The organism is Kribbella italica, from assembly GCF_014205135.1.
Taxonomy (GTDB): domain Bacteria; phylum Actinomycetota; class Actinomycetes; order Propionibacteriales; family Kribbellaceae; genus Kribbella; species Kribbella italica.
On sequence record NZ_JACHMY010000001.1, the window covers coordinates 6851771 to 6875711 of the forward strand.

Consider the following 23941-nt stretch of genomic DNA (forward strand, 5'->3'; position numbering starts at 1 on the left):
ATGCCCGAGAATGCCAATGAGATCCCCGAGCCGATCGACCTGGACGCCCGCCGCGCCCGCCGTGACGACACCGCCCCGGCCGCCTCGGCTGAGTCGACCGAAAGTGCCGGCGTAGCGGTGCCGCTGTCGGTTGGTGAGGTCGAGCGGATGGATACCGCCTATGAGGTCGCGTTGGACGACGACGCGGAGACCGGTGCGGGCAAGGTGTTGGTGCCGGTGGATACGCCGGGTTTGGCGGTGCCGGTGACGCCGGGGGAGCGGCTGCCGATCATCCCGGTTCACCTGCTCCCGCAGAACCTTCGCGCCACGGTCCGGCGTGCGGTGGTCCGGTCGGGTCACGTGGCCGCGTTCCACGCGGTCCGGTCGCCGTGGTACGGCGCCAAGCTGGCCTGGTTCGCCGGTCGTGGCTTCGCTCGTGTGGTCAGCAACCAACTGCGGTGGTGGTGGGTGCCGAACTCGTTTGCCCTTGAGCAGAAGGCTGCTGACGGCAACGAGCTGAAGGAGTGGGAGAAGATCCACCGCGAGCTGAAGCGGACCCGGCTGTGGCGTGGCGGCGTTCTCGCGGCCCAGAACCTTGGCCTTGCCATCAGTGCGCCAATTGCCCTGAACGCTGCTCCTACGGCTGCTGTGGCGCTTGCTGGTGCTGGTCTGGTCGCTGCGGCGGCGCATTACGGGCGTCCGGCTGGTCAGACCCTGGTCGGTACGGCGGTGGTCGCTGCACGGTTCCGGAAGCTGAACTCTGACATCGTGCTGCGCGCCTACTACGCGGCCGGACTCGGCAAGCCGGACCGTGCCGACCAGGAGGTGCGGTTCGGGTCGCAGATGTCGCGTGATGCCCGCAACACCGGCTCTCAGGTGCTGGTGGATCTCCCGTATGGCAAGGGCTGGTCGGACGTGTCCGGTAGCAGGGAGAAGATCGCTTCCGGGCTGGACGTGCACGTGAATCAGGTGTTCCTGACGCCGGACAAGACCAGCTCGCGCCGCCACACGTTGTTCGTGGCCGACCGTGACCCACTCGCCGTCCCGGTCGGCCGGACATCGTTGCTGGACTGCAAGCGCCGGTCGATTTGGAAGGCGTTCGTGATCGGCCGCGATGAGCGGGACTCGCCGGTCAAGCTGTCGCTGATGTGGAACTCGCTGCTGGTCGGCGCCCAGCCCCGCAAGGGCAAGACGTACTTCGCGCGCCTCCTGGCGCTCTACGCCGCGTTGGATCCGAACGTCCGGTTGATCGTGGTCGACGGGAAGAACTCGCCGGACTGGCTGGCGTTCAAGAAGGTTGCCCACCGCATCGTTTTCGGCACCCATCCCAACCCGAACACTGATGACCCGATCGAGACGTTCCGGGCGATCCTCGACGAGATCCTTGCCCACATCGACCGGGTGAACAGCATTCTGACGACGCTGCCGGTGGAGCTGTGCCCGGAAGGCAAGCTCACTGAGGAACTGCACAACGATCCCCGCTACCCGGACCTGCACGTCCTGGTGCTGGTGATGGAGGAGTTTCAGGTGTACTTCGAGACTGAGGACCAGGCGGTCAACAAGGAGATCGCCGCCAAGCTGTCCCGTATCCAAGCCGTCGGCCCGTCGGCGGGTGTGATCATCGAGTCCAGCTCGCAGAAGCCGTCCGGTGTTGGTGCGGGCGACGTGGCGCGGTTGTTCAACCGGTACAGGGATAACCACACGCTGCGGTTCGCGCTGAAGTGTGGCAACCGGGTCGTGTCCGAGGCGATCTTGGGCGGTGACGCCTACCAGGAAGGCTTCGACGCAGCGACCCTGCCGGTCGGTGACGAGTACCGGGGCGTCGGCTACCTGTACGGCGCCTCCGACGCGACGCCGACCGTGCGGACCGAGCTGGCCGACGCGACCGACGCGGACAAGATCCTGACCGCCGCTCGCGTGCTGCGGGAACGGCTCGGACTGCTGTCCGGCATGGCGGCAGGCGAGGAGATGCAGCGCGGTAGCCGTGACGTCCTGGCCGACATCCTCACCGTCATGGGCGCCGACACTGCTGCCCACTGGGACACGATCGCCGGTCGGTTGGCCGACCAGATGCCGGAGCAGTACGACGGCACCACGCCGGACGCGATCTCGGCTCAGGCGCGCGGGCTGAACGTGTCCAGCGTCAACGTGAAGCGCGACGGCGCGACCCGCAAGGGCGCCAAGGCCGACGACATCCGCGCCGCCATCGCCCGCCGCAACACCTAAACCGCGCGGGCAACAGAGAGTCACCAACTCATCAGGGGCAGCGGGACAGCCGGAGTAGCGGCCTGGCCGCTACCGGTAGCGGCAACGCTACCCGTCCCGCTACCCCGCAACCCAGACCTGACCAGGCCGTTCATCCACGCGTAGCGGGTAGCGGCCACGGCTCCTCACGCCCAAAACAGCCCTCTGGAGGCATTCCATGCCCAGCAGTGCCGCTACCCCCTACCTGGTCGCCGCTACCCACGGTAGCGAGATGGCCGCCACCGTCCACACGGCCGGACAGGTCGCCACCGTCGCCCTGGCCGTCACCGCCTGTGCCGTCTTCTACCTCCTCACCTGCGCGGTCTGGCCGTTCGGGAAGTGCCGACGCTGCAAGGGCGCAGGCAAGTTCAAGTCCCCATTCGGCAACGCGCTCCGGCACTGCGGGAAGTGCGACGGCTCGGGTCTGCGGGTCCGGTTCGGCCGCAAGGTCATCGGCTACTACCGCCGCACCCGCAGCGCGGGCAGCAACTCGACCAGCAAGGGAGACAAGTGATGACCGAGACCCTGACCGCAGCACTCGCCGCCGCAGCACACGGCTGGCCAGTGTTCATGCTCGGCCGCTCCAAGCGGCCGGTCGCCAACTGCGAGCCCTGCCGGATCGCCACCGACCATGACCCCGCGTCCTGCGGTCACCTGACCTGCCACGGGTTCTACGCCGCCACCACCGAACCGGATCGCATCACGGCGCTTGTTGCTGCCGTTCCCTACGGCCAGCTCGCCGTCCGCACCGGCGCCGTGTCCGGCCTCCTGGTGGTCGACGTCGATCCTGCGCACGGCGGAACGGAAAGCCTCAACCGGTTGCTGATCGGCGGGTTGCTGCCGCGCACTCGGCGGGTGATCACCGGCTCGGGTGGCCTGCACTTGTACTACCGCCACCCCGGCCAGCACCTGCCGTCGCGGCCGATGCCCGGCCACCAGGGAATCGACATCAAGGCAGACGGCGGGTACGTCGTCCTCCCGCCGTCGATCCACCACCGCACCGGCCTGCCCTACCGGTGGGCGACCATCGGCGCGGCCGAGGTGATGGAGATGCCCCCCGCCTTGGTCACGGCCTGCCTGCCCCCTGCGCCGGCCGAATTGGCGACCCTCCAACCGGGCTCGACCACGGCGCGACCGGGCGGGGGCATCTCCCACCCGGACAAGCTCCTCGACGCTCACCTGGACGCCGTACGCCGTGCCCCGAAGGGGAAGCGCCGGGCGACCCTGTACGGCGCCGCGCGAGGGGTCGCGCGGATGGTCGCAGCCGGTGCGATCGACCCCGCCGACGCGGTCACCGCGCTGACCTTCGTCGGACACCAAGCCGCCCAGACCGACCGAGACATCAAAGCCGCCATCGACGGCGGTTTCCGCGACGAAGGGATCGCCGCATGACCACCGACAACCACGACCAGGCCGACGCCATCGACGGCGCCGAGCTGCTGGACGACGTGGCCGCGACCATCGGCCGCTACGTCATCTTGCCCAGCACGTCCGCCTTGATCGCAGTGGTTCTGTGGATCGCCGCCACGCACGCCATGGAAGCCTGGAACTGCGCCGCCCGGCTCGTCATCCGCGCACCCGAACGACGCTGCGGGAAGTCACGGCTACTCGACATGGTCGAAGCCATGTGCCACCGGCCGCTGATGACCGTCAACGCCAGCCCGTCAGCGGTCTACCGCGCCATCGGCGCGAATCCGGGTCACCCGCCGACGCTGCTGATCGACGAAGCAGACACGATCTTTGGCCCGAAGGCAGGCGACAACGAAGCGCTGCGCGGTCTGCTCAACGCCGGTCACCAGCGCAACCGTCCAACGCTGCGGTGGGATGCCAGCACCCGGCAAAACGAGGAGATCGAGACGTTCGCTATGGCCGCCCTCGCGGGCATCGGCGCGATGCCGGACACGATCGAAGACCGCGCGGCCGTGATCCGGATGCGTCGCCGTGCGCGCGGTGAAACCGTCGCGCCGTACCGGATCCGCCGTGACGGCCCGGACCTCGACCTGCTGCGCCAGCGACTCAACCAGTGGATCACCCCGCACATCGACACACTCACCGACGCCACCCCGGATATGCCGCTGGAAGACCGTGCTGCCGACACCTGGGAACCGCTGATTGCTCTGGCCGATCTGGCAGGTGGGCAGTGGCCGCGCGCCGCCCGCAAAGCTGCCCTGTCTCTGACCAGCGACCACGACGCGAGCGATGAAGGATCAATCCCGACCCGGCTGCTGGCCGACTGCCGTACCGCGTTCCAGGACGCCGACGCGCTTCAGACCGCTGTCCTGCTCGAACGGCTCTGCGCCGACCCTGAAGCGCCCTGGGCGACGCTGGGCGCCAACGGACTCACGGCCATGAAGATGGGCAACCTGCTGCGCGATTTCGAGATCCGCAGCGACACCATCCGCTTCACCACCGGCCAAGCCAAAGGCTACGTCCGCAGCGATTTCACCGACGCATGGAACCGCTACTGCCCCGACCCAAAACCAGCGTCCGGGGAAGCCGTACCAGCCGTACCAGCCTCAACATCGCAGGTCAGCCCCGAAGAGGCTTCCCCCACTGGTACGGCTCAAGCCGTACCAAGCACCCAAGCCTCCTTGACCCTGACCTGCGAAAACGAGCCTGGTACGGCTGGTACGCCTTGGGGACCCCGACCCGTTCCACCCCTCTCCGACGACGGCGCCACTGACACCAATCACACCCGAGCGACCGCATGAATGACCACAGGGAGCTGTTCGTGACTAACGCTCATGAGGGAGATGCCCAGTTGCAGCAGGCAACTAATGAACTGGCTCCGCTGCTGCTCACGGTTGAGGAGGCGGCAGCACGTCTCGGGCTTGGACGCACGTTCACGTTCGCACTCATTGGATCGGGCGAGCTGGAGTCTGTCGCCGTTGGCCGACTGCGGAGGGTCCCAGTCGAATGCCTGACGGAGTACGTGAACCGACTTCGCTCGGCCGCTCACCAGCACCAGACAGCCGCCTAGGAGGAGTTGAGAATGGGACGCAAACCGAACCACGCCTCAAGCATCTACAAGGGCTCAGACGGTGGCTGGCACGGCCGAGTCACCGTCGGAGTCAAGGACGACGGAACGCCGGACCGGCGACACGTGCGCGGCAAGAGTGAGGCCGTCGTAACGAAGAAGGTGCGTGAGCTGGAGCGCTCCCGCGAGGACGGCAATGTCCGCAAGGCAGGAAAGCCGTGGACAGTAGAGATGTGGCTGAATCACTGGCTTGAGAACATCGCGCGGCCGAGTGTTCGAGAGTCGAGCTATGCGGCCTACGAGGTCGCCGTACGGAAGCACCTGATTCCTGGGATCGGTGCTCACAGACTCGACAAGCTTGAGCCTGAGCACCTCGAAAAGCTCTACCGGAAGATGCAGGAGGAGGGGAGCAAGGCAGGGACGGCCCATCAGGCTCACAGAACGATCCGCACGGCTCTTGGTGTGGCGCATCGCCGGAAGCGCATCACCAAGAATCCCGCTGCAATGGCCAAGCCGCCGCGAATCGATGATGTGGATGACGAGGTAGAGCCGTACACCGTGGCTGAGGTCCAGCTCATTCTCGAGGAGGCCAAGAAGTCGCGGAACAGCACCCGATGGGCCTTCGCGCTTGCGCTTGGACTTCGCCAGGGCGAAGCGCTCGGCCTGATGTGGTCGGACGTCGACCTGGACAAAGGAGTACTCAGAGTCCGCCGAAGCCGGGTGAGGCCAAAGTACGAACACGGATGCGGTGACCAGTGCGGTAGGAAGCACGCGGGCTACTGCCCTGATCGACGGCAGGTCGGGCCGGAGGTCGCTAACACGAAGTCGAAGGCTGGCCGCCGCAGCATGGGGCTACCCGACAAGCTAGTAGAACTCCTGCGGGCGCATAAGAAGCAACAGGACGCCGAGCGATCAGCGGCGCGGCAGCTCTGGCAAGAAGGTGGTTGGGTGTTTGCGTCGGAGACAGGAGAGCCCCTGAATCCGAACACTGACTACCACCGGTGGAAGGAATTGCTGACAGCGGCTGAAGTCCGAGAAGGTCGGCTGCATGACGCCCGGCACACCGCCGCAACGGTTCTCCTGGTGCTCGGGGTGCCGGAGCGGGCAGTGATGGGGATCATGGGCTGGTCGACAACGGCCATGGCTGCCCGCTATCAGCACATCACCGAGGCAGTCCGTCGCGACATTGCCGACCGGGTCGGCGGCTTGCTCTGGGCCGTTCCCGACCTGCCTGCGACTCCGGAGGATCGAGACGAGGAAGGCGGAGCAGCGGGGGTCGCCGTACCGGCCTGACGGGGCCAAATGAGACCAGAACTGAGACCACACGAGAAACCGGCCCGGTCGCTGATGCGACCGGGCCGGTTCTACTTCGTTCTCTGCGAGTGACCGGATGTTGCTCTGACCAGCGGAAACACCGGTCAATCGGCCCCTCGGAGAGTGGCGGAGGATACGAGATTCGAACTCGTGAGGGGTTGCCCCCAACACGCTTTCCAAGCGTGCGCCCTAGGCCACTAGGCGAATCCTCCAAGCGGAGAGAATACGCGAGCGGGGTGGGCGGGGGGAAATCGGGGGTGGGAAGCCCCGGAGTGGATCGAGGAGAGCCCTTCCGGAGCCAACGCCGCCCGGCAACCGGGTGCATGGAGGACGCCTCGTCTCCCGGCAACCAGGCCAGGGATACAGCCGCCAGCTGCCGACGCCGGGCGCCGATCCCCACAGTCGGGCCACCCGGGGACTCCTCCGCGTCCGGCAACCGGCCGGTACCAGGATCCTGCCGCCTGCCGCCTGCCGCCTGCCGCCTGCCGCCTGCCGCCTGCCGCCTGCCGCCTGCCGCCTGCCGCCTGCCGCCTGCGCGTCCCGTGCACGGGCGCATCGGGCCTAACGGGATCTGCTCCGCACCTCCTGGCACCCTGCCTCGCGATTCGCGGCATCGTCCCCCGAGCCTCCTGGCATCCGCGCACACGGTGGTGATCGAGCCGGGCCACGGCGGCTTCCCTGCACCTCCCGGCATCTGCCCCGCGTGCCTCCCGGCATCGTCAGCGCGCCTCCCGCCACCGCCCCCGCGCCTCCCGGCACCTGCCACCGCCTCCCGGCGTCCGCCTCCCGCGCCTTCCGGCATCGCCCCGCGCCGCCCGGCACTTGCCTTTCCGCGCTTTGCGCCCGGCTCCCTCGCATCGCGCCTCCCGGCACACGGGCCCCGGCGTTTCACCTCCCGGCGCCCGCATCTCGGTTCGCTCGTCGGCGACCGGCGACCGGCGACCGGCGACCGGCTGGTGATAGCGGGGACGGCATGCGTGGGGTTGTGAAAACGGGAGGCTTGGGACCGGGGTTGGTTCTAGGGTCGGGGGATGAGTGGAGTGCCTGATCCTGATGTGGTGCGGCCGGTGGTGGGGGCTGAGCGGGTGGTGTTGCTGAAGCCGTTGGTGCGGTCGGCGTTGATTGAAGTGGGGGAGTACACCTACTACGACGACCCCGACGATCCGGAGGGTTTCGAGACGCGGAACGTGCTTTATCACTACGGGCCGGAGAAGTTGCGGATCGGGAAGTACTGCGCGCTGGGGACCGGTACGACGTTTGTGATGAACGGGGCCAATCACCGGATGGACGGGCCTTCGACGTACCCGTTTCCGATCATGGGTGGGGACTGGGCTGCGCACTTCGGGCTGATCACCGGGTTGCCGGGCCGTGGGGACACCGTGGTGGGGAACGACGTGTGGTTCGGGTTGGACGCGAAGGTGATGCCGGGTGTACGGATCGGGCACGGGGCGATCGTCGCGACGGGGGCGGTGGTGGTCGATGACGTGCCGGACTACGGGATCGTCGGTGGGAATCCGGCGAAGGTGATTCGGCGGCGGTTCAGCGATGAGGACGTCGAGCGGCTGCTGGCGATCGCTTGGTGGGACTGGCCGGCCGAGGTGGTCACCCAGCATGTCCCGGCGATCATGGCGGGGAGCATTGACGAGCTGGAGAGCGTGTGGAAGTCCGTCCGCTAGGCGCTGCCGACGTTGAGGCCGTCCAGGGGCTGATCGAGTCTGATCCGGGTTACAACGAGCGGATCACGGGAGCGCCGCCTGGCGCGGCTGACGCGCAGGGCCTGCTGACGATGCGGCCGCCGGGGCTGAGCGCCGAGGCGAAGGTGGTCCTTGGGGTGTTCGAGGGCGATGAGTCCGCGGCGGTCGAGGACGCACAATCCAAGGCGGCTGACGACGACGGGTCAGGGTCGTCCGAAGACCATGGGTTCGGGGCGACGAACAGCGGCAAGTCGGCGGGTGGTGGCGGCGAGTTGGTTGCGGTTGTTGATCTTCTTCGCGGATATCCGGATGAGTCGGTTGCGTTCATTGGCCTGCTTCAGGTGCGTCGTGGCCGGCAGGGGCGCGGGATCGGGCGTACGGCGTACCGGCTGGTGGAGCAGTACGTCGTGGAGAACTGGATGGAGGTCCGACGCCTTCGGCTGGCGGTGGTCGATACGAACGCGGAGTCGGCGACGCCGTTCTGGGTTCGGCAGGGGTTCGAGGCGACCGGCGAGGCGAAGGCGTACGAGAACGAGGCGGTGACCTCGACGGCTCGGCTCTACGAGAAGGCGCTGTGCTGGGCGCATCCGCACCTCGTCGTACGGGAGTCGTCGATCGCGGGGCAGGGATTGTTCGCCACGGCACCGATCGCTGCCGGCGAGGTCGTCTCGGTGCTGGCCGGGCGCAAGGTGTCGACGGCTGAGCTGACCGAGCTGCTGAAGCATCCGCCGGTCGACACGATCACGCTGGAGGAGGATCTCCACCTGGTCCTTCCGAACGACCCGCGACCGGTCATTGCGTACGGCAACCACGGCTGCGACCCGAACACCTGGTGGACCGACGCCGTCACCCTGACCGCTCGCCGGGACTTCGCGCCCGGAGACGAGCTGACCAGCGACTACGGCACCAGCACGGGCATCCCGGACTGGCAGATGAGCTGTGCTTGCGGCTCAGCTCTCTGCCGTCGGCTGATCACTGGATCGGACTGGCAACTGCCGGAGCTTCAGGACCGGTACGGCGACCACTGGATCCCCGAGCTGCTAGCCCGCCAGAATCGCTAGCCATCAGGCGACAGCCGACCCGGTGTCAGAGCAAGGCGGGCGCCAGCGTTCGCCATTGCTCGGTCGGCTGTGGGCCTGTGATGCCGGTGATGACGTTGACGGCGACGTGGTCGGCTCCGGCGGTCAAGTGCTGGTGAAGACTCTCGGCGATCTGACCGGGAGTCCCCCACGCGGCCAACGCGTCGACCATGTGGTCTGGGAGCTCGGAGAAGTCGTCGTCGGTGAAGCCCATCCGGCGGAGGTTCGCGGCGTACCCGGGGATGCCGGTGAAGAAGCTGATGGTGTCGCGGGCGATCGAGCGGGCTCGATCCGCGTCGGCTTCGACGACCACCAGATGGCTGACCGCCAGCAGTTTGTCGTCGCCCAATGCCGCCCGCGCCTCGGCTGTGTAGTCCGCCGTCACCAGGAACGGGTACGCGCCAGCGGTCCGCTCGCCGGCGAGCTTCAGCATCCGTGGCCCGAGCGCGGCCAGCAGTCGGTGCTCCTGCGGTACGGCGAGCTGATCGAGGTACTCGCCGAGTGCTGCCAGGGGATGCGATCCGTGCGCCCCGCCCAGACCGACGGTGAACCGGCCAGGCGTCTCCGCCTCGACCGCGGCGTACGTCGCCGCCACGTCCTCGGCCGAGTAAGCGTCGACCGACAGGATCCCGGTGACATACCTGATCGTGTTCGTCGCCTCGACCAGGTCCCTGATCGTCTGGAGTCCGGGCAGCGGCCCGCCCGACAGCCAGATCACCGGGTAGCCCAACTCCTCGGCAACCCGGGCTGCTTCCAGCGACTCCGGTGAACTGGTCAACCCAGTGGTGATCCCGAACGGTCCGAACGACGGCTTGTTCACGCCACCCACCTTAGGTCGCCCGCTAACTGCTCACGCGGTGCCTGTGGACGCGGAGACTCAACGGTTTCCGCGGCAGGGAGCACACACCTGAGCGGGCCCGGACATAAGGATTCCCCGCGCACCCGGAAGAGCTCACTTACCCTTGCTGCCTTCCGGCCCTGGGGGAGTTGGGCGAGATACCGCCACGCGGGGAACCAGCCAAGAGTGTACGGGATCGCCACCGCGGATCGGGAATCGGCTCCGGCCGACGCTCGCGTCGGGGGCGGAGACGAGGCGACCGGAGCTGACTTGGATACTGGAGGCCGGGATTCGACCGGTGAGGGAGATCGATGAGCGAGGACCGTCGCTACCTGCAGGAACTGATCATCGCCGAGCTCGGGGTGTCGCCGTCGTTCGATGCGGACCTCGAGATCGAGCGGCGGATCGGCTTCCTGGTCGACCGGCTGCGGCTGGCCCGCTCCTCGGCGTACGTGCTGGGGATCAGCGGCGGCGTCGACTCCAGCACGGCCGGGCGGCTGTGCCAGCTCGCGGTCGAGCGGGTCCGGGCCGATGGCGGTGACGCGAGCTTCGTCGCGATGCGGCTCCCGTACGGCGTCCAGCACGACGAGGACGACGCTCAGCGGGCGCTCGAGTTCATCAAGCCCGACGAGACGCTCACCGTCGACATCAAGTCGGCCACCGACGCGATGGTCGGGTCGGTCTCCCACGCGGGACTCGGCGACCGCGCCGACTTCCACACCGGCAACATCAAGGCACGGCAGCGGATGATCGCCCAGTACGTCGTCGCCGGCGCGCGCGGCGGCCTGGTCGTCGGCACCGACCACGCCGCGGAGGCCGTGATGGGCTTCTTCACCAAGTACGGCGATGGCGCGTGCGACCTGACGCCGCTCTCCGGCCTGACCAAGCGTCGCGTCCGCGCCCTGGGCGAACGGCTCGGTGCTGCCCCGGAGATCACCGGCAAGGTCCCGACCGCGGATCTCGAGTCCGACCGCCCGGGCGTACCGGACGAGACCGTGCTCGGGGTCACCTACGACCAGATCGACGACTTCCTCGAAGGTCGCGAGATCGAGCCCGAGGCGGCCGAGGTCATCATCGGCTACCACCGCCGCACCATTCACAAGCGCGCGGTCCCGGTCGCCGTCTGACCCTCCGTGGACCGCGGAGCCGGCCGGCAGCTCAGCGGAGCACGAACTCGGTGACGGCATCGGCGTACTCCGTGGGCTGCTCGGCGTGGACGAAATGGCCCGCGCCCTCGAAGCAGCGGTAGCTGCCGTTGGCGACATCAGTACGGAAATGGCGGATCTCCTCGGGACTCGTGACCGGGTCGTGCAGGCCTTTGATGAGCAGGGCCGGTTGGGACAGGCGGGTGAGGAACGGGACCAGGGACTCGTTGAAGCTGGTGCTCTGGGCAATGGTCTGGGCGAAGTAGCCGGCGCGTTCTTGAATCTCCTCTGGCAGGTCGCCGGAAGGAAGCACCAGGTCTCGGGAGGTCGGTCCGAGATAGATCTCCATCCGGCGCTCTCCGAGCTGCTGCAGCAGGGTGGTCCGATCGGTCCACATCTCGGTGGTCGCAGGGCCGGTCCAGGACAGCAGCCTGTTGGCCTCGTCCAGGAGTCCGAGCTCGGTGAGCATCGGTTTGGCGGACTCCACCAACGTGCGGGTGGCCAGGACCATGTCCCACGGCGGATTCTCGAAGATCACCCGACTGACCGACGACGGATGGTTCGCGGCGTACCGCAGCGCCAGGCGGCCGCCGTACGAGTGGCCGAGAATCGCCCAGTGCTCCAGCCCGAGCCGCTCGCGCAGCGCCTCGAAGTCCGCGATCACGAGGTCCTCGGTGACCGGTCCGTCGATCGGGTCGGACTGCTGGACGCCGCGTTGGTCGACGCCGATCACGTGGAGCCGCTCGGCCAGTCGATCGCCCTGGTAGGCGAGGAAGTCGTAGGACCCCGCGCCGGGGCCGCCGTGGATGTAGAGCAGAGGTGGTGCGTCGGTGGCGCCGCGCTGGTCGACGTACAGGCGTGTGTCGCGAATCTCGGTCAACATGTGATCGAGAGTAGATCGGCCTAAGGTGGCAAAGAATGCACTCAGTAGGAACTCTTCAGGCATTCTTCCGGACGCAGAATCCAGGAGGCGTTGCATGGTCGACTTCTCGCTCACCGAGGAACAGCAGGCGATCCGGGCCACCACCCGGGAGTTCGTCCGGCGGGAGCTGATGCCGCTGGAGAACGAAGTCCTGCGGCGCGAGCGGGAAGGGTTGCCGGGCGTCGAGCCGGACGTCGTGAAAGCCCTGCGGGAGAAGGCGAAGAGCTTCGGGTTCTGGGGGCTGAGCACGCCTGAGGAGTACGGCGGGATGGATCTCTCGGCGGTCGACCAGGCGTTGATCACGAGCGAGCTGGGCAGGACCTTCGTCCCGTTCTCCTTCGGCGGCGAGGCCGACAACATCCTCTACGAGTGCAACGAGGAGCAGCGTAAGGAGTACCTGCTGCCGACCATCTCCGGCGAGCGCAGGTCGTGCTTCGCGATCACCGAACCGGGCGCCGGCTCCGACACCCGGGCGATCCGGACGACGGCGCGGCGCGACGGCGACGAGTGGGTGATCCGCGGGGAGAAGACGTTCATCACCGGCGGCAACGAGGCGGATTTCGCGATCGTGATCGCGGTGACGGACGGGGAGCTGGGGTCGAAGGGCGGCTTCACCGCGTTCCTGGTCGATCGGGAGCGGGGCTGGACGTCGGATCCGATCGTGACGATGGGGCAGGCGGTGCCCGCGACGCTCAACTTCGACGACGTCCGGGTGCCGGCCGATCATGTGCTGGGCGAGATCGGCCAGGGGTACGAGCTGGCGATGCGCTGGATCATGAAGGGGCGGTTCCTGATTCCGTCGCGGGGCATCGGCGCCTGCGAGCGGTTGATCGAGCTGGCGGTCGAGCACGCGAACAGCCGCGAGACGTTCGGCCGCGCGATCGGGGACAACCAGGCGATCCAGTGGATGATCGCCGACTCGGAGGTCGAGCTGGAGGCGGCGCGCTGGCTCGTCCTGTACGCCGCGTGGGTGGTCGACCAGGGCCGGCATCCGCAGCACGACAGCGCGATCGCGAAGCTGTACGGAACCAATACAGTCAACCGGGTCGCGGATCGTGTGCTGCAGATCCACGGCGGAATGGGCTACACGAAGGAGCTGCCGATCGAGCGGTGGTTCCGCGAGGTCCGCCTGTGGCGCATCTTCGAAGGTACGGACGAGATGCAGCGGCTGATCATCTCCCGCGACCTGCTCCGCGGCTACCGCAAGCCGGGCGCGCACTTCCACTAGCACTCAGGCGGCGCGGGCCAGCTGAGTCAGGCGGTTGGTGAGGCGGCCGAGGCGGACCGCGGCGATTCCTCGGTACGCCGGGCGCAGGACCGTGGCGAGGGGACCGGACTGGCTGAAGGCGTGCGTGACCTCTCCGTCCGGGCCGATCATCCAGCTGGCGGTCTCGTGGAAGCCGGGGACCTCCCAGACGAACTCGACCCGGTCCGGCTCGATCACCGTGTACTTCAGCTCGCCGGTGAAGCGCGGGCGGACCTTCAGCTTGTACGGCGTACCGACTGTCGGCGTGGCCGGTCCGTCGAGGGAAACGAAGGCCTCGTTCCACTCCGGCAGGGCGCGCGCGTCGAGCAATGCGCGCCGGATCGCGTCCCGCGAGGCGGGGATGGTCGAGCTCGCGTACTCCATGGCTATTTCTCCTTCACGGTGTCGCGCCGGCGAGCCAGGGCCGCTCCGGCCGGGAAGGCCTCGGCGACGGCTCGCAGCGTGCTGATGGTTTCGTCGACCGGCTGCCCGGCGACCAGGTCGGCGATTCGCCGATGCAGCCGCTCCTCGGCGGTGACGACGCGCCGGCAGAGCTGACGCCCGCGCGAGGTGAGGCTGAGCGCCAGGTAGCGGCGGTCGACCTTGTCGGTCTCACGCCGTACGAGGCCTTGGCCGACCAGTCGCTCGACCAGCCGGCTCGGGCTCGTGCCGGTCTCGCAGACGAGCAGTCCGCCGAGCGCGTTGAGCGTCAACGGGCCGTGATCGCGCAGGACGCGGAGGACTTCGGCCTGTGACGGGGTGATCCCGAGCGGGCGGAGATCGGTGGCGAGCAGGCGATTTCCCTCGCGCTGGATCGCGAGCACCAGGTACCGCAGCTCCTCGGCCGGCTTCACGAGAAATATATTACACGACACGTATGTCATGTCATCTGTTGCTTCCGGCACCGCGGAGCCGTGGGCGAGTGCATGGAAAGTGCGCAGAGAGTGCGTGGTGAGGTCATGGTCAAGGCGCCATCGGAACTGGCACAGTGGGGCCATGAAGGGTCTGATGCAGGACTACCAGCTGTCCCTGGACACCATCTTCCGCCGGGCGGAGCAGTTCTTCCCGGACAAGACCGTGCACACCGGCGGCCCAGCGCCCGTGACCATGACGTACGGCGAGTGGGCCGCGCGGACCAGACGCCTGGGCGGCGTGCTCGACAACCTGGGGATCAGTGCCGACGGCCGGGTCGGCACGTTCGCCTGGAACTCGGGACGCCACCTCGAGCTGTACTTCGGCGCGCCCTGCACCGGGCGGGTCCTGCACACGCTCAACATCAGGCTCTTCCCCGACCAGGTGGTGTACATCGCCAACCATGCCGAGGACGAGATCGTCTTCGTGGACCGCTCGCTGCTGGGGCTGTTCCTGCCGCTGCTGGACCGGTTGCCGTTGCTGCGGCACGTCGTCGTGATGGACGACCTGCCGGCCGGGGCACCGGGAGCCGAGCTTCCGGACGACGACCGGTTCCACGACTACGAGGAGCTGCTGGCCGCGGCTGAGCCGGTCGAGTTCCACGTCGAGGACGAGAACCAGGCGGCGGCGATGTGCTACACGAGCGGTACGACGGGCAATCCCAAGGGCGTCGTCTACTCACACCGGTCGACCTGGTTGCACTCGATCGGCGTACTGACCAATGCCGGGATCGGGCTGCACGAGAGCGATACGGTGATGCCGGTGGTCCCGATGTTCCACGCGAACGCCTGGGGGCTCGCGCACGCAGCGCCGATGGCGGGGGCGAGCCTGGTCTTCCCCGGGCCGGACATGTCGCCGCAGGGGATCCTGAAACTCCTGCAGGAACAAGAGGTCACGCTGTCGGCCGGCGTACCGACGATCTGGCAGGGGCTGCTCCCGCTGCTCGACGGTGTCGAGCTGCCGAAGCTGCGGCGGATCCCGTGCGGTGGGTCGGCGGTTCCGCTGGCGCTGTCGGAGGCGTTCCGGGAGAAGCTGGGCAAGCCGATCCTGCAGGCGTGGGGCATGACGGAGACCAGCCCGGTCGCGACGGCCTCGCATGTTCCCATCCGCGATCAAGGGCTGCCGGAGGACGAGCAGGCGAAGCTGCGGGCGCGGCAGGGACTGCCGTTGCCGGGAGTCGAGGTTCGGATCGTGGAGCCCGGGTCGACCACGCCGCTGGCGTGGGACGACGAGGCGACCGGTGAGCTGCAGGTGCGCGGGCCGTGGATCGCGGCGGAGTACTACCGGCCCGATGCGGGAGTGGAGCTGAACACCGAGGACGGCTGGATGAAGACCGGGGACGTCGCGGCGATCGACCAGTACGGGTCGGTGCGGCTGGTCGACCGGACGAAGGACCTGGTGAAGTCCGGCGGGGAGTGGATCAGCTCGGTGGAGTTGGAGAACTTGCTGATGGCTCACCCGGCCGTGAAGGAGGCGGCGGTCATCGGCGTACCGCATCCGAAGTGGGACGAGCGGCCGCTGGCCTGCGTGGTGCTGCAAGAGGGCGAGTCGGCGACGGGCGAGGAGATCCTGGCGTACCTCGAGCCGCTGGTGGCGAAGTGGTGGCTGCCGGATGCGGTCGAGTTCATCGACGAGGTGCCGAAGACGTCGGTCGGCAAGTTCTCGAAGAAGGACCTGCGGAGCCGGTTCGCGGAGTACCACTTGGAGTGACCCAGGGCCTCTGCGACGAGGTGTGGCTGGAGTTCGGCGTGGGCTGGGTGTGGTCCGTGGTGGGAGTGGACCAGTGGCCGATGTGGCATGGACCGGGAACGTCGGTAAGGTGCGGTCGCATGCGAGGGATCATCCTGGCCGGCGGTTCCGGCACCCGACTGCACCCGCTCACGATGGCCGCGAGCAAGCAACTGCTCCCGGTCTACGACAAGCCGATGATCTACTACCCGCTGTCGACGCTGATGCTGGCCAACATCCGTGAGGTCCTGGTCATCACCACGCCGGACGACGCGGCGCAGTTCAAACGGCTGCTGGGCGACGGTTCGCAGTTCGGGATGGAGATCACGTACGCCGTGCAGCCGAGCCCGGACGGGCTGGCGCAGGCGTTCCTGATCGGCGAGCAGTTCATCCAGAACGAGCCGGTCGCGCTCGCGCTGGGCGACAACATCTTCTACGGGCCCGGGCTCGGGGTGCACCTGCAGACGTTCAACGAGGTCGACGGCGGCGTGGTGTTCGCCTACCGGGTCGCGGATCCGACGGCGTACGGCGTGGTCGAGTTCGACGCCGACGGCAAGGCGCTCAGCATCGAGGAGAAGCCGAAGGAGCCGAAGAGCAACTACGCGGTTCCGGGGCTGTACTTCTACTCCGCCGATGTCGTCGACATCGCCAAGGACATCAAGCCGTCCGCGCGCGGTGAGCTGGAGATCTCGTCGGTGAACGAGGTGTACCTGGACGCCAAGCGGCTTCAGGTCGAGGTGCTGCCGCGGGGTACGGCCTGGCTGGACACGGGGACGTTCGACTCGTTGATGGCGGCTGGGGAGTTCGTCCGCGCGGTGGAGATGCGGCAGGGGCAGAAGATCGGTTGCCCGGAGGAGATCGCCTGGCGTCGTGGGTTCATCGACGACGACGGGTTGAAGGCTCGCGCCGACACGCTGGCCAAGTCGGGGTACGGCACGTATCTGCACGGGCTCCTCGAGGAAGACGGCCCGCTGAGCTGAGCTGCGAAGGTGCGCGCCGTGTGAGCCTCACGGGGGTAAGTCCCGCGAGGTCGGCAAGGCGACCGGCCTGTCCACGTCGGCCGGGCACCAGCGGGTCATCGGCCGTGCACCAGCGGGTCAAGCGCCTGGAGTAGCGCGGCTGCGGGACCTGGAGCGACCCAGTCGCCTTGGGCAGTCGTCGTACGTCGTACGCCGATATCGAGGGCATCGCCGCCGCCGTCGCGCACGCGACCCGGCGGCGGGTCGCAGCACGCGGGCTCGAACCTCGTGGCGTGATGTCGCCAGACGAATCCCCGGCCCGGAATTACGGTCGGTGGCATGACATCTGCGGGAGTCGTTCTGGAGCATTTCTACCGGGCTGAGGCTGAGTACGTGGCCGCGGGTGGGCCTGGGCGGGCGGACTTCGGGCCGGTGGCGGCGTTGCTGGATGACGAGGTGTGTCTGTGGTCGCAGCCGGGGCTTCCGTACAGCGGGGTCTGGCGTGGGCGGGAAGGGATCGAGAAGTTCCTGGGGGAGTTCAGTGCCACCTGGTCCGGGCTCGACTTCTTGTCCACGCGGCAGGTTGCCGAGGGGGATCAGGTCGCGGTGCATCTGGAGGTTCGGTTCACGGCTCAGTCGACCGGGCGGTCGCTGGAGACTTCGCTTGTTCAGGTGAATCGGGTTCAGGGCGGGCTGGTCACGGAGTTCCGGCCGTACTACTGGGATCCGGCTGCCGTCACCGCACTGGCAGGTTGATCGGGCCTCGCGCAGAGCGAGGGGGTGTCGTGCAGGAGGTGCGTGACACGTGGCCGGCCGCGGGTGCGGTTGTGTGGGTCGGCGGGAGGTCGGTGATCGAGCTGTGTGAGGCGCGAGAGGGCGTTGACGGAGCTGGGTGGTCGGTGGGCCGGGTGCGGGCGGGTGGGCGGAGGCCTGTGCGCCGTACCGGGTCGTTGTCGAGTTGAATCGCTGGGGCTGATGGGCTGGGGAGGAATTGTCGGCGCTCGGCGCTAGGGTTGCGGTCGTGGAAGCACCTCTTGCGTTGTACCGCCGGTATCGCCCGGAGACGTTTGCCGAGGTGATCGGGCAGGACCATGTCACGGCACCGTTGCGGAACGCGCTGAGCAACAACAGGGTGAACCACGCCTATCTGTTCTCCGGTCCACGTGGGTGTGGCAAGACCACCAGTGCGCGGATCCTGGCGCGGGCGATCAACTGTGAGAAGGGCCCGATCGCGGAGCCGTGCGGGGTGTGCAAGTCGTGCACCGATCTGGCGCGCGGTGGGCCGGGCAGCATCGACGTGATCGAGATCGACGCGGCGTCGCACGGTGGTGTCGACGACGCGCGGGACCTGCGCGAGCGGGCGTTCTTCGCGCCGGTCGAGAGCCGGTACAAGATCTACATCATCGACGAGGCGCACATGGTGACCACGCAGGGCTTCAACGCCCTGCTGAAGCTGGTCGAGGAACCGCCGCCGCACCTCAAGTTCATCTTCGCCACGACCGAGCCGGACAAGGTGATCGGGACGATTCGGTCCCGGACCCACCACTACCCGTTCCGCCTGGTGCCGCCGAAGGCGCTAGGGGATTACATGGCGACGCTGTGCGAGGCCGAGGGCGTGGCGATCGCGCCGGCCGCGCTGCCGTTGGTGGTGCGGGCTGGTGCCGGGTCGGTGCGCGACTCGCTGAGTGTGCTCGACCAGCTGATCGGTGGGGCCGGGCCGGAGGGTGTGACGTACGAGCTGGCGGTTGCGCTGCTCGGCTTCACGCCGGACTCGTTGCTGGATGCGTGCGTTGACGGGTTTGCGGCGCATGACAGCCGGGCTGTGTTCGAGACGGTCGAGAAGGTGATCGAGACCGGGCAGGACCCGAAGCGGTTCGCGGAGGACCTGCTGCGGCGATTGCGCGACCTGGTGATTCTGTCGGCGGTGCCGAACGCGGTCGCCTCTGGGTTGATCGAGGCGGCGGAGGATCAGGGCGAGCGGTTGCAGACCCAGGCCGCTGGGATCGGGCCGGCTGAACTGACCCGGGCGGCGGACATCGTAGCGGCCGGGCTGCTGGAGATGCGCGGGGCGACGGCGCCTCGGCTGCAGCTGGAGCTGATCTGCGCGAAGGTGCTGCTGCCGGGTGCTGACGATTCGACCAACGGGATTCAGGCTCGGCTGGATCGGATGGAGCGGCGGCTCACGATCGGGGTGCCTGCTGGTACGGCGGACGCGGCGCCGGCCGCGCGGCCGGGCGGTGGGGCGGCTGCGGGTGGTGACGTGGCGGACGGGCGTGGTGCGGGTCCGGTCGGTGGCGCTGAGGTGGCTGGGCCGGGTGGTGCTGGTCGGGCTGCGGCGGCAGGTGCTGGGGATGGTGGGTCGGGCGGAGCTGGCACGCCGGGTGCGGGTGCTGGTGCTGGTGCGGCTGACGGGCGGGCTGCGAGCGGCGCGGGCGGAGCTGATGGTTCTGCGGTGAGTGGTCCGGGCCGGGGCGATGGTTCGACGAGCACGGGCGATGGCTCGGCGGTGGGTGGAGCTGGTGGCTTGGCTGCTGCTGGTGATGCGGCTGCTGCTGGCGGTTCTGGTTCGAGTGGTGGCGCTGGCGGGACCGGGTCCGGTTCGGCGGGTGGGGTGTCCCCGGCGGGCGGGTCTGGTGGTGCCGGCTTGGCGGGTGCTGGGACTGGCGGGGCTGGGCGTGGTGGGGGTTCGGCGCCTGCGGGTGCTGGGGCGAATGCTTCGGGGAGTCGGACTGGGGCTTGGGCCGATGAGTCCGGTTCGGCCGCTGGGGTGACGGGTGGGCAGTCGCCTGCGGCTGCGCAAGTGGCGCCGGCTGCGGCTGCGCCGATTTCGACCGGGGTTGTGGGGCTGGCGGATGTTCGGCGGTTGTGGCCTGAGGTGCTGGAGGCGGTGAAGAGCAAGCGGCGGTTCGCTTGGATCATGCTCAGTCAGAACGCTCAGGTGATCGCTGTCGACGACCAGATTCTGACGTTGGGGCTGGTGAACGCGGGGGCTCGGGAGAGCTTTGCGCGGTCCGGCAGTGACGAGATCTTGCGGCAGGCGATGATCGACACGATCGGGTTGAACCGGCGGGTCGAGGCTGTGGTGGATCCGTCGACCGATCCGGGCGCTGGGTCGGGAGCGGGACCTCCGCCGGCGCCACCGTCCGCGCCGCCGAGTTCGTCGTGGGATCAGGCTCCGCCGGCGGGTAGTCAGCCGGGTCCGGGTGGTCCGGGTGGTGCTGCTGGATCGTTCGGCGATGGTGGCGCTGGGGCGTCCGGCGATGCGGGTGGTTCCGGTGGTTCTTACGGTGATGGTGGTGGGGCCGGAAGTTCGTACGGAGACAGCGGTGGGGCCGGGGCGGCGCACGGGGGTGGCGGCGGTGCTGGCGGTTCGCAGGGTGGTGCTGCCGGCGGTGCTGGTGGATCGCAGGGTGGTCCTGCCGGCGGCGCTGGTGATTCACAGGGCGCAGGCAGCGGGGTCGATGGTGCGCGGGGCGCGGCCAGCGGGGCCGATGGTTCGCCGGGCGCGGGCTCGGATGTGGCAGGTGTGGGGTCTGATGGGCTGGGTGCCGGAGGGTCGAGTGCCGGTGGAGTTGGCTCTGGGGTGGGTGGTACGGCTGCTTACGAGGCGCCGGGAGGTGGCGCGGGGGGCAGTGGTGGGACGGAGTACGACGGGCCGGGTGGATCCGGGGCTGGCGGTGTTGATGCCGGTGAAGTTGCTGGTGCGGCGTCGGGTGGGGTTGGAGACGGTGGGAACGCGGTAGCCGGCGGTGCTGCGGGTGGGGCCGAAGGTGGTGGGGTAGGTGGCGGTGGTGGTTCGCAGCCTGGCTCGGGAGCGTGGGCGGACGCAGGGACCGGTGGTGCAGGGGGCACCGGTGCTGGTGCGAACGGTGCTGGCGGTGCGGGGAACGCGGGCGGTGGAGCGGCGGGTTCGGTAGGGGATGCCGGGGCGGCTGGGCAGGGCGGTTCCTCGGGCGGTAGCGGCGGGGCTGGCTGGGGTGATGGTGCGGTTGGCGGGTCTGGGGTCGCTGGGGGTGCTGCGATTGGCGGTTCTGCGGTTGGGGCGTCTGCGGGCGGGGCGGTCGCCGTACAGGACGTTGCTGGTGTGGTGAGGGCTCCGCTGCAGGCTGATCAGCAGGCGGGTGGGCCGCCGGCTCCCTCGGCGGCGCCTGAGGTGGATCGGCGGGAGCAGGCCGCCAGCAAGCGGCGGGCTGCTGAGGCTGCGGTGGCGGCTGAGCAGGCGCGGAAGGCCGCGGCGGCGCCGGAGGTTCAGGAAGCGCCGTTGACGCCTGAGGAAGAGGCGATGGCGATCGGGGACGACGACGTCGTGCTGGAAGAGGACTCTCGGTCGCATACCGATCTGCTGCGGGAGACGCTGGGGGCGTCGATCATCACTGAAGAGCCGAACTGAGGGTTCGATCTGTGCGGTCGCTGAGGTAGCTGGCGGCTGGGAAGGCAGCCTGTCTGGGGACGGGCTGCTTTGGCGTGCCCGCAGACTGCTGAGCAGGCGATAGCGAGTGCCCTGAGCCGGGCGGGGCAGGGCGGGGAGTAAGAACAGCCGTGGGGCGGCGGGCTAGGGGAGAAGGCGGGGCCGGGCGGGGACTGGGGAGAGCCGACCCGGGGGAGCGGGGCAGCCCAGCGGGCAGAGGAGGGAAGCGGGGAGGCTTGCGTCGGAGGCGGGGCTGGCGGCCTGTAGGTGCGCGTGTCAACAGGTTGTCCACAGGGTTGGGGATGGGGTGTGGATGACGGAAGCGGCGATGCGCGCGCTGTGGTGTGCACATGTTGTCCACATGGTGTGGATAAGTCCTGCCCACAGGGTGTGGACACGTATCGGTTTCCGCTCGGTCACTGACCGGGGCTGGGGTTGTCGGAACGACCGGCTAGGCTCAGGGGCAAGCGGAAGAGTCCGACGGGAGATCGCGTGTTCGACGGTGGCGGTGGGCAGGGCGGGGGCTTTGACATGTCCGAGCTGCTCGCACAGGCACAGGCGATGCAGAGCCAGCTGATGGAGGCTCAGGCCAACCTGGAGAACCAGGAGGTCGAGGGCACCGCGGGTGGTGGTCTGGTGACCGCGATGGTGTCCGGAACGGGTGAGCTGCTCAGCCTGACGATCAACCCGCAGGCGGTGGATCCGGACGACACCGAGACGCTGGCCGACCTGATCGTGGCCGCCGTACGGGACGCCTCGGAGAATGCCAAGGAGGTGGCGGCCCGCGCGATGGGGCCGCTCGCCGGTGGTCTGGGCGGAGGTCTGCCCGGGTTCGGTGGCGGCGCTCCGGAGACCGTGCCGGGCGACGACCAACTCCCCGGCGACCAAGTCCCTGGCGACCAGCGGCCAGGCGACCAGCGGGCAGGCAACGAACTGCCGGGCAGCGAGCGCGGCAACCAGTTGCCGGGCAACGGCCAGGGTCCGAACTTCGGGTTCACCCGTCCGGGCTCCGAGCCCGGTCAGAACCCGGGCTGACGTGTACGAAGGGGCCGTCCAGGACCTCATCGACGAGCTCGGCCGGCTCCCCGGCGTCGGTCCGAAGTCCGCGCAGCGGATCGCGTTCCACCTGCTCGCCGCCGACGAGACCGACGTCCGCCGGCTGGCCCACGTGCTGATCCAGGTCAAGGAGAAGGTCAAGTTCTGCGAGATCTGCGGCAACGTCTCCGAGGAGACGCAGTGCCGGATCTGCCGTGACACGCGCCGAGACCTCGCGCTGATCTGCGTGGTCGAGGAGGCCAAGGACGTGGTCGCGATCGAGCGGACCCGTGAGTTCCGCGGCCGCTACCACGTGCTCGGCGGCGCGATCTCGCCGATCGAGGGGATCGGGCCGGACGAGCTGCGGATCCGCGAACTGATGCAACGGCTGGCCAGCGGCGAGGTGACCGAGATCATTCTCGCCACCGACCCGAACCTCGAAGGCGAGGCGACCGCCACGTATCTGAGCCGGTTACTGAGGCCCATGGGGTTGCGTGTGACTCGTTTGGCCAGTGGACTACCTGTAGGCGGTGATCTCGAGTACGCCGACGAGGTCACACTCGGACGGGCGTTTGAAGGGCGACGATCGATCGATGACTGAATCAACCGATATTGCGGAACGCGCGTTGGACACCGACAACGAGGACCTGACCGAGTTCGCCGAGCAGATCGCGGACCAGGTGCAGAGCTTCCTGATCTCGGTGCGCGACATCGCAGGCCAGCCGGACGAGGACGGTGTCGACGAGGGTCTCGCCTCGCTGCCGTACCTGTTGCTCGAGGTCAGCCAGCTGCTGCTGGCCGGTGGCCGGCTCGGTGCGTTCGAGGACTTCGTACCGGCTGAGCGCTTCGAGAGCGACGCCGGTCCGGATCCGGACCTGGACGCGATGCGCGACCGGCTCGCGGTGCTGTTCGAGGGACTCGACGAGTACGCCGAGGTCTTCGACCCGTACGCCGCGCCGCCGGAGATCACCGTCAACCGGCTCTCCGACGACCTGACCGCGATCGCGACCGACCTGGTGCACGGGCTCGCCCACTACCAGTCCGGCCGGATCATCGAGGCGCTGTGGTGGTGGCAGTTCTCCTACGTCTCCACCTGGGGCGCCGCGGCGAGCGCCGTACTGCGGGCGATCCAGTCGCTGATCGCGCACGACCGGCTGGAGCCGGCGCACGATCCGGAGACCGAGGCGTCCGACCGTGAACTGGTCGAGGTCGCCGAGGAAGCCGTCCAGCGCCGCTGAGCACGAGCTGCGAGCCAGCCGAGCAACCGCAGTCACCAGAACCAGTACGACGACCGGCAGGACGTCCACGCCCGGTGGCGTGAGGTGGCGCAGCACCGGGCCGTGCAGCATGCCGGTCGTCGTCACGAGTGAGGCGAACGGCCCGAGGACCGGGTGCTCGAGGTCGGCGAGCACCTTCTTCGGCGTACAGGCTCCGGGGAGCGCGCACAGCCCTCCGGGGTGT

The 23941-nt window shown here is 68.6% G+C and carries 21 protein-coding genes, 1 tRNA gene and 1 other RNA gene; 17 read left to right on the top strand and 6 right to left on the bottom strand.

Going from position 1 to position 23941, the window contains the following annotated elements:
- The 6 genes from HDA39_RS32005 to HDA39_RS32030 all read left to right on the top strand — a co-directional run bounded on the left by HDA39_RS32005 (position 1) and on the right by HDA39_RS32030 (position 6493).
- Entirely contained in the window at positions 1 to 2205 is a 2205-nt protein-coding gene (locus tag HDA39_RS32005) for a cell division protein FtsK (RefSeq protein WP_184801555.1), read from the top strand.
- A gap of 250 nt (positions 2206 to 2455) precedes the next feature.
- Entirely contained in the window at positions 2456 to 2737 is a 282-nt protein-coding gene (locus HDA39_RS32010; protein ID WP_238356192.1) for a hypothetical protein, read from the top strand.
- On the top strand, positions 2737 to 3615 hold the full coding sequence (locus tag HDA39_RS32015; protein ID WP_184801559.1) for a bifunctional DNA primase/polymerase: 879 nt from the start codon (positions 2737 to 2739) through the stop codon (positions 3613 to 3615). Before HDA39_RS32010 ends, HDA39_RS32015 begins: the two co-directional genes overlap by 1 nt.
- Entirely contained in the window at positions 3612 to 4934 is a 1323-nt protein-coding gene (locus HDA39_RS32020; RefSeq protein WP_184801561.1) for a DUF3631 domain-containing protein, read from the top strand. The genes HDA39_RS32015 and HDA39_RS32020 overlap by 4 nt, the downstream gene beginning before the upstream one ends.
- Complete coding sequence (locus HDA39_RS32025) at positions 4931 to 5203, top strand: excisionase family DNA-binding protein (RefSeq protein WP_184801563.1); 273 nt, start codon at positions 4931 to 4933, stop codon at positions 5201 to 5203. Before HDA39_RS32020 ends, HDA39_RS32025 begins: the two co-directional genes overlap by 4 nt.
- A 12-nt stretch (positions 5204 to 5215) precedes the next feature.
- Positions 5216 to 6493 carry a tyrosine-type recombinase/integrase gene (locus HDA39_RS32030; RefSeq protein WP_184801565.1) on the top strand — a complete coding sequence of 426 codons (1278 nt, stop codon included), beginning with the start codon at positions 5216 to 5218 and terminating at the stop codon, positions 6491 to 6493.
- A gap of 145 nt (positions 6494 to 6638) precedes the next feature.
- Here HDA39_RS32030 and HDA39_RS32035 read toward each other — a convergent pair.
- A tRNA-Ser gene (locus tag HDA39_RS32035) sits at positions 6639 to 6726 on the bottom strand.
- An 819-nt stretch (positions 6727 to 7545) separates the two neighbouring features.
- Here HDA39_RS32035 and HDA39_RS32040 point away from each other — a divergent pair.
- Positions 7546 to 8190 (top strand): CatB-related O-acetyltransferase, encoded by a 645-nt coding sequence (locus HDA39_RS32040; protein WP_184801567.1) that lies wholly within the window; start codon positions 7546 to 7548, stop codon positions 8188 to 8190.
- Positions 8172 to 9269, top strand: a complete 1098-nt coding sequence (locus HDA39_RS32045; protein WP_184801569.1) for a GNAT family N-acetyltransferase — start codon at positions 8172 to 8174, stop codon at positions 9267 to 9269. Before HDA39_RS32040 ends, HDA39_RS32045 begins: the two co-directional genes overlap by 19 nt.
- 25 nt (positions 9270 to 9294) lie before the next feature.
- Here HDA39_RS32045 and HDA39_RS32050 read toward each other — a convergent pair whose 3' ends face one another.
- Together HDA39_RS32050 and ffs are read right to left on the bottom strand one after the other, a co-directional pair.
- On the bottom strand, positions 9295 to 10107 hold the full coding sequence (locus HDA39_RS32050) for a TIGR03620 family F420-dependent LLM class oxidoreductase (RefSeq protein ID WP_184801571.1): 813 nt from the start codon (positions 10105 to 10107) through the stop codon (positions 9295 to 9297).
- Between the two features lie 102 nt (positions 10108 to 10209).
- An RNA gene (ffs, locus tag HDA39_RS32055) (signal recognition particle sRNA small type) lies at positions 10210 to 10306 on the bottom strand.
- Positions 10307 to 10436: 130 nt separating this feature from the next.
- On the opposite strand from ffs, the gene nadE reads away from it, so the two are divergent.
- On the top strand, positions 10437 to 11252 hold the full coding sequence (gene nadE / locus HDA39_RS32060; RefSeq protein ID WP_184801573.1) for an ammonia-dependent NAD(+) synthetase: 816 nt from the start codon (positions 10437 to 10439) through the stop codon (positions 11250 to 11252).
- Positions 11253 to 11283: 31 nt separating this feature from the next.
- On the opposite strand, the gene HDA39_RS32065 is transcribed toward nadE, so the two are convergent.
- Positions 11284 to 12153: an alpha/beta fold hydrolase gene (locus tag HDA39_RS32065; RefSeq protein ID WP_184801575.1), complete on the bottom strand. Its 870-nt coding sequence runs from the start codon at positions 12151 to 12153 to the stop codon at positions 11284 to 11286.
- Between the two features lie 94 nt (positions 12154 to 12247).
- Here HDA39_RS32065 and HDA39_RS32070 point away from each other — a divergent pair, with 94 nt between their 5' ends.
- A complete protein-coding gene (locus tag HDA39_RS32070) occupies positions 12248 to 13420 on the top strand; it encodes an acyl-CoA dehydrogenase family protein (RefSeq protein ID WP_184801577.1) in 1173 nt (390 codons plus the stop codon).
- A gap of 3 nt (positions 13421 to 13423) precedes the next feature.
- On the opposite strand, the gene HDA39_RS32075 is transcribed toward HDA39_RS32070, so the two are convergent.
- Both HDA39_RS32075 and HDA39_RS32080 read right to left on the bottom strand, forming a co-directional pair.
- A complete protein-coding gene (locus HDA39_RS32075) occupies positions 13424 to 13822 on the bottom strand; it encodes an SRPBCC family protein (protein ID WP_184801579.1) in 399 nt (132 codons plus the stop codon).
- Positions 13823 to 13824: 2 nt separating this feature from the next.
- Positions 13825 to 14322 carry a MarR family winged helix-turn-helix transcriptional regulator gene (locus tag HDA39_RS32080; RefSeq protein ID WP_202893181.1) on the bottom strand — a complete coding sequence of 166 codons (498 nt, stop codon included), beginning with the start codon at positions 14320 to 14322 and terminating at the stop codon, positions 13825 to 13827.
- A gap of 112 nt (positions 14323 to 14434) precedes the next feature.
- Between HDA39_RS32080 and HDA39_RS32085 the strand changes: the two genes are divergently transcribed.
- The 7 genes from HDA39_RS32085 (at position 14435) to HDA39_RS32115 (ending at position 23718) form a co-directional block, all read left to right on the top strand.
- Complete coding sequence (locus HDA39_RS32085) at positions 14435 to 16060, top strand: long-chain fatty acid--CoA ligase (RefSeq protein WP_184801581.1); 1626 nt, start codon at positions 14435 to 14437, stop codon at positions 16058 to 16060.
- A gap of 119 nt (positions 16061 to 16179) precedes the next feature.
- Positions 16180 to 17058, top strand: a complete 879-nt coding sequence (gene rfbA / locus HDA39_RS32090; protein WP_184801583.1) for a glucose-1-phosphate thymidylyltransferase RfbA — start codon at positions 16180 to 16182, stop codon at positions 17056 to 17058.
- A 318-nt stretch (positions 17059 to 17376) separates the two neighbouring features.
- Positions 17377 to 17793 (top strand): nuclear transport factor 2 family protein, encoded by a 417-nt coding sequence (locus HDA39_RS32095; protein WP_184801585.1) that lies wholly within the window; start codon positions 17377 to 17379, stop codon positions 17791 to 17793.
- A 235-nt stretch (positions 17794 to 18028) separates the two neighbouring features.
- Positions 18029 to 21427 (top strand): DNA polymerase III subunit gamma and tau, encoded by a 3399-nt coding sequence (locus HDA39_RS42700; RefSeq protein WP_238356193.1) that lies wholly within the window; start codon positions 18029 to 18031, stop codon positions 21425 to 21427.
- A gap of 549 nt (positions 21428 to 21976) precedes the next feature.
- Positions 21977 to 22480: a YbaB/EbfC family nucleoid-associated protein gene (locus tag HDA39_RS43905; RefSeq protein WP_202893182.1), complete on the top strand. Its 504-nt coding sequence runs from the start codon at positions 21977 to 21979 to the stop codon at positions 22478 to 22480.
- A 1-nt stretch (position 22481) separates the two neighbouring features.
- On the top strand, positions 22482 to 23081 hold the full coding sequence (gene recR, locus HDA39_RS32110) for a recombination mediator RecR (RefSeq protein ID WP_184801589.1): 600 nt from the start codon (positions 22482 to 22484) through the stop codon (positions 23079 to 23081).
- Entirely contained in the window at positions 23074 to 23718 is a 645-nt protein-coding gene (locus HDA39_RS32115) for a DUF5063 domain-containing protein (RefSeq protein ID WP_184801591.1), read from the top strand. The genes recR and HDA39_RS32115 overlap by 8 nt, the downstream gene beginning before the upstream one ends.
- Positions 23719 to 23941: the final 223 nt, after the last annotated feature.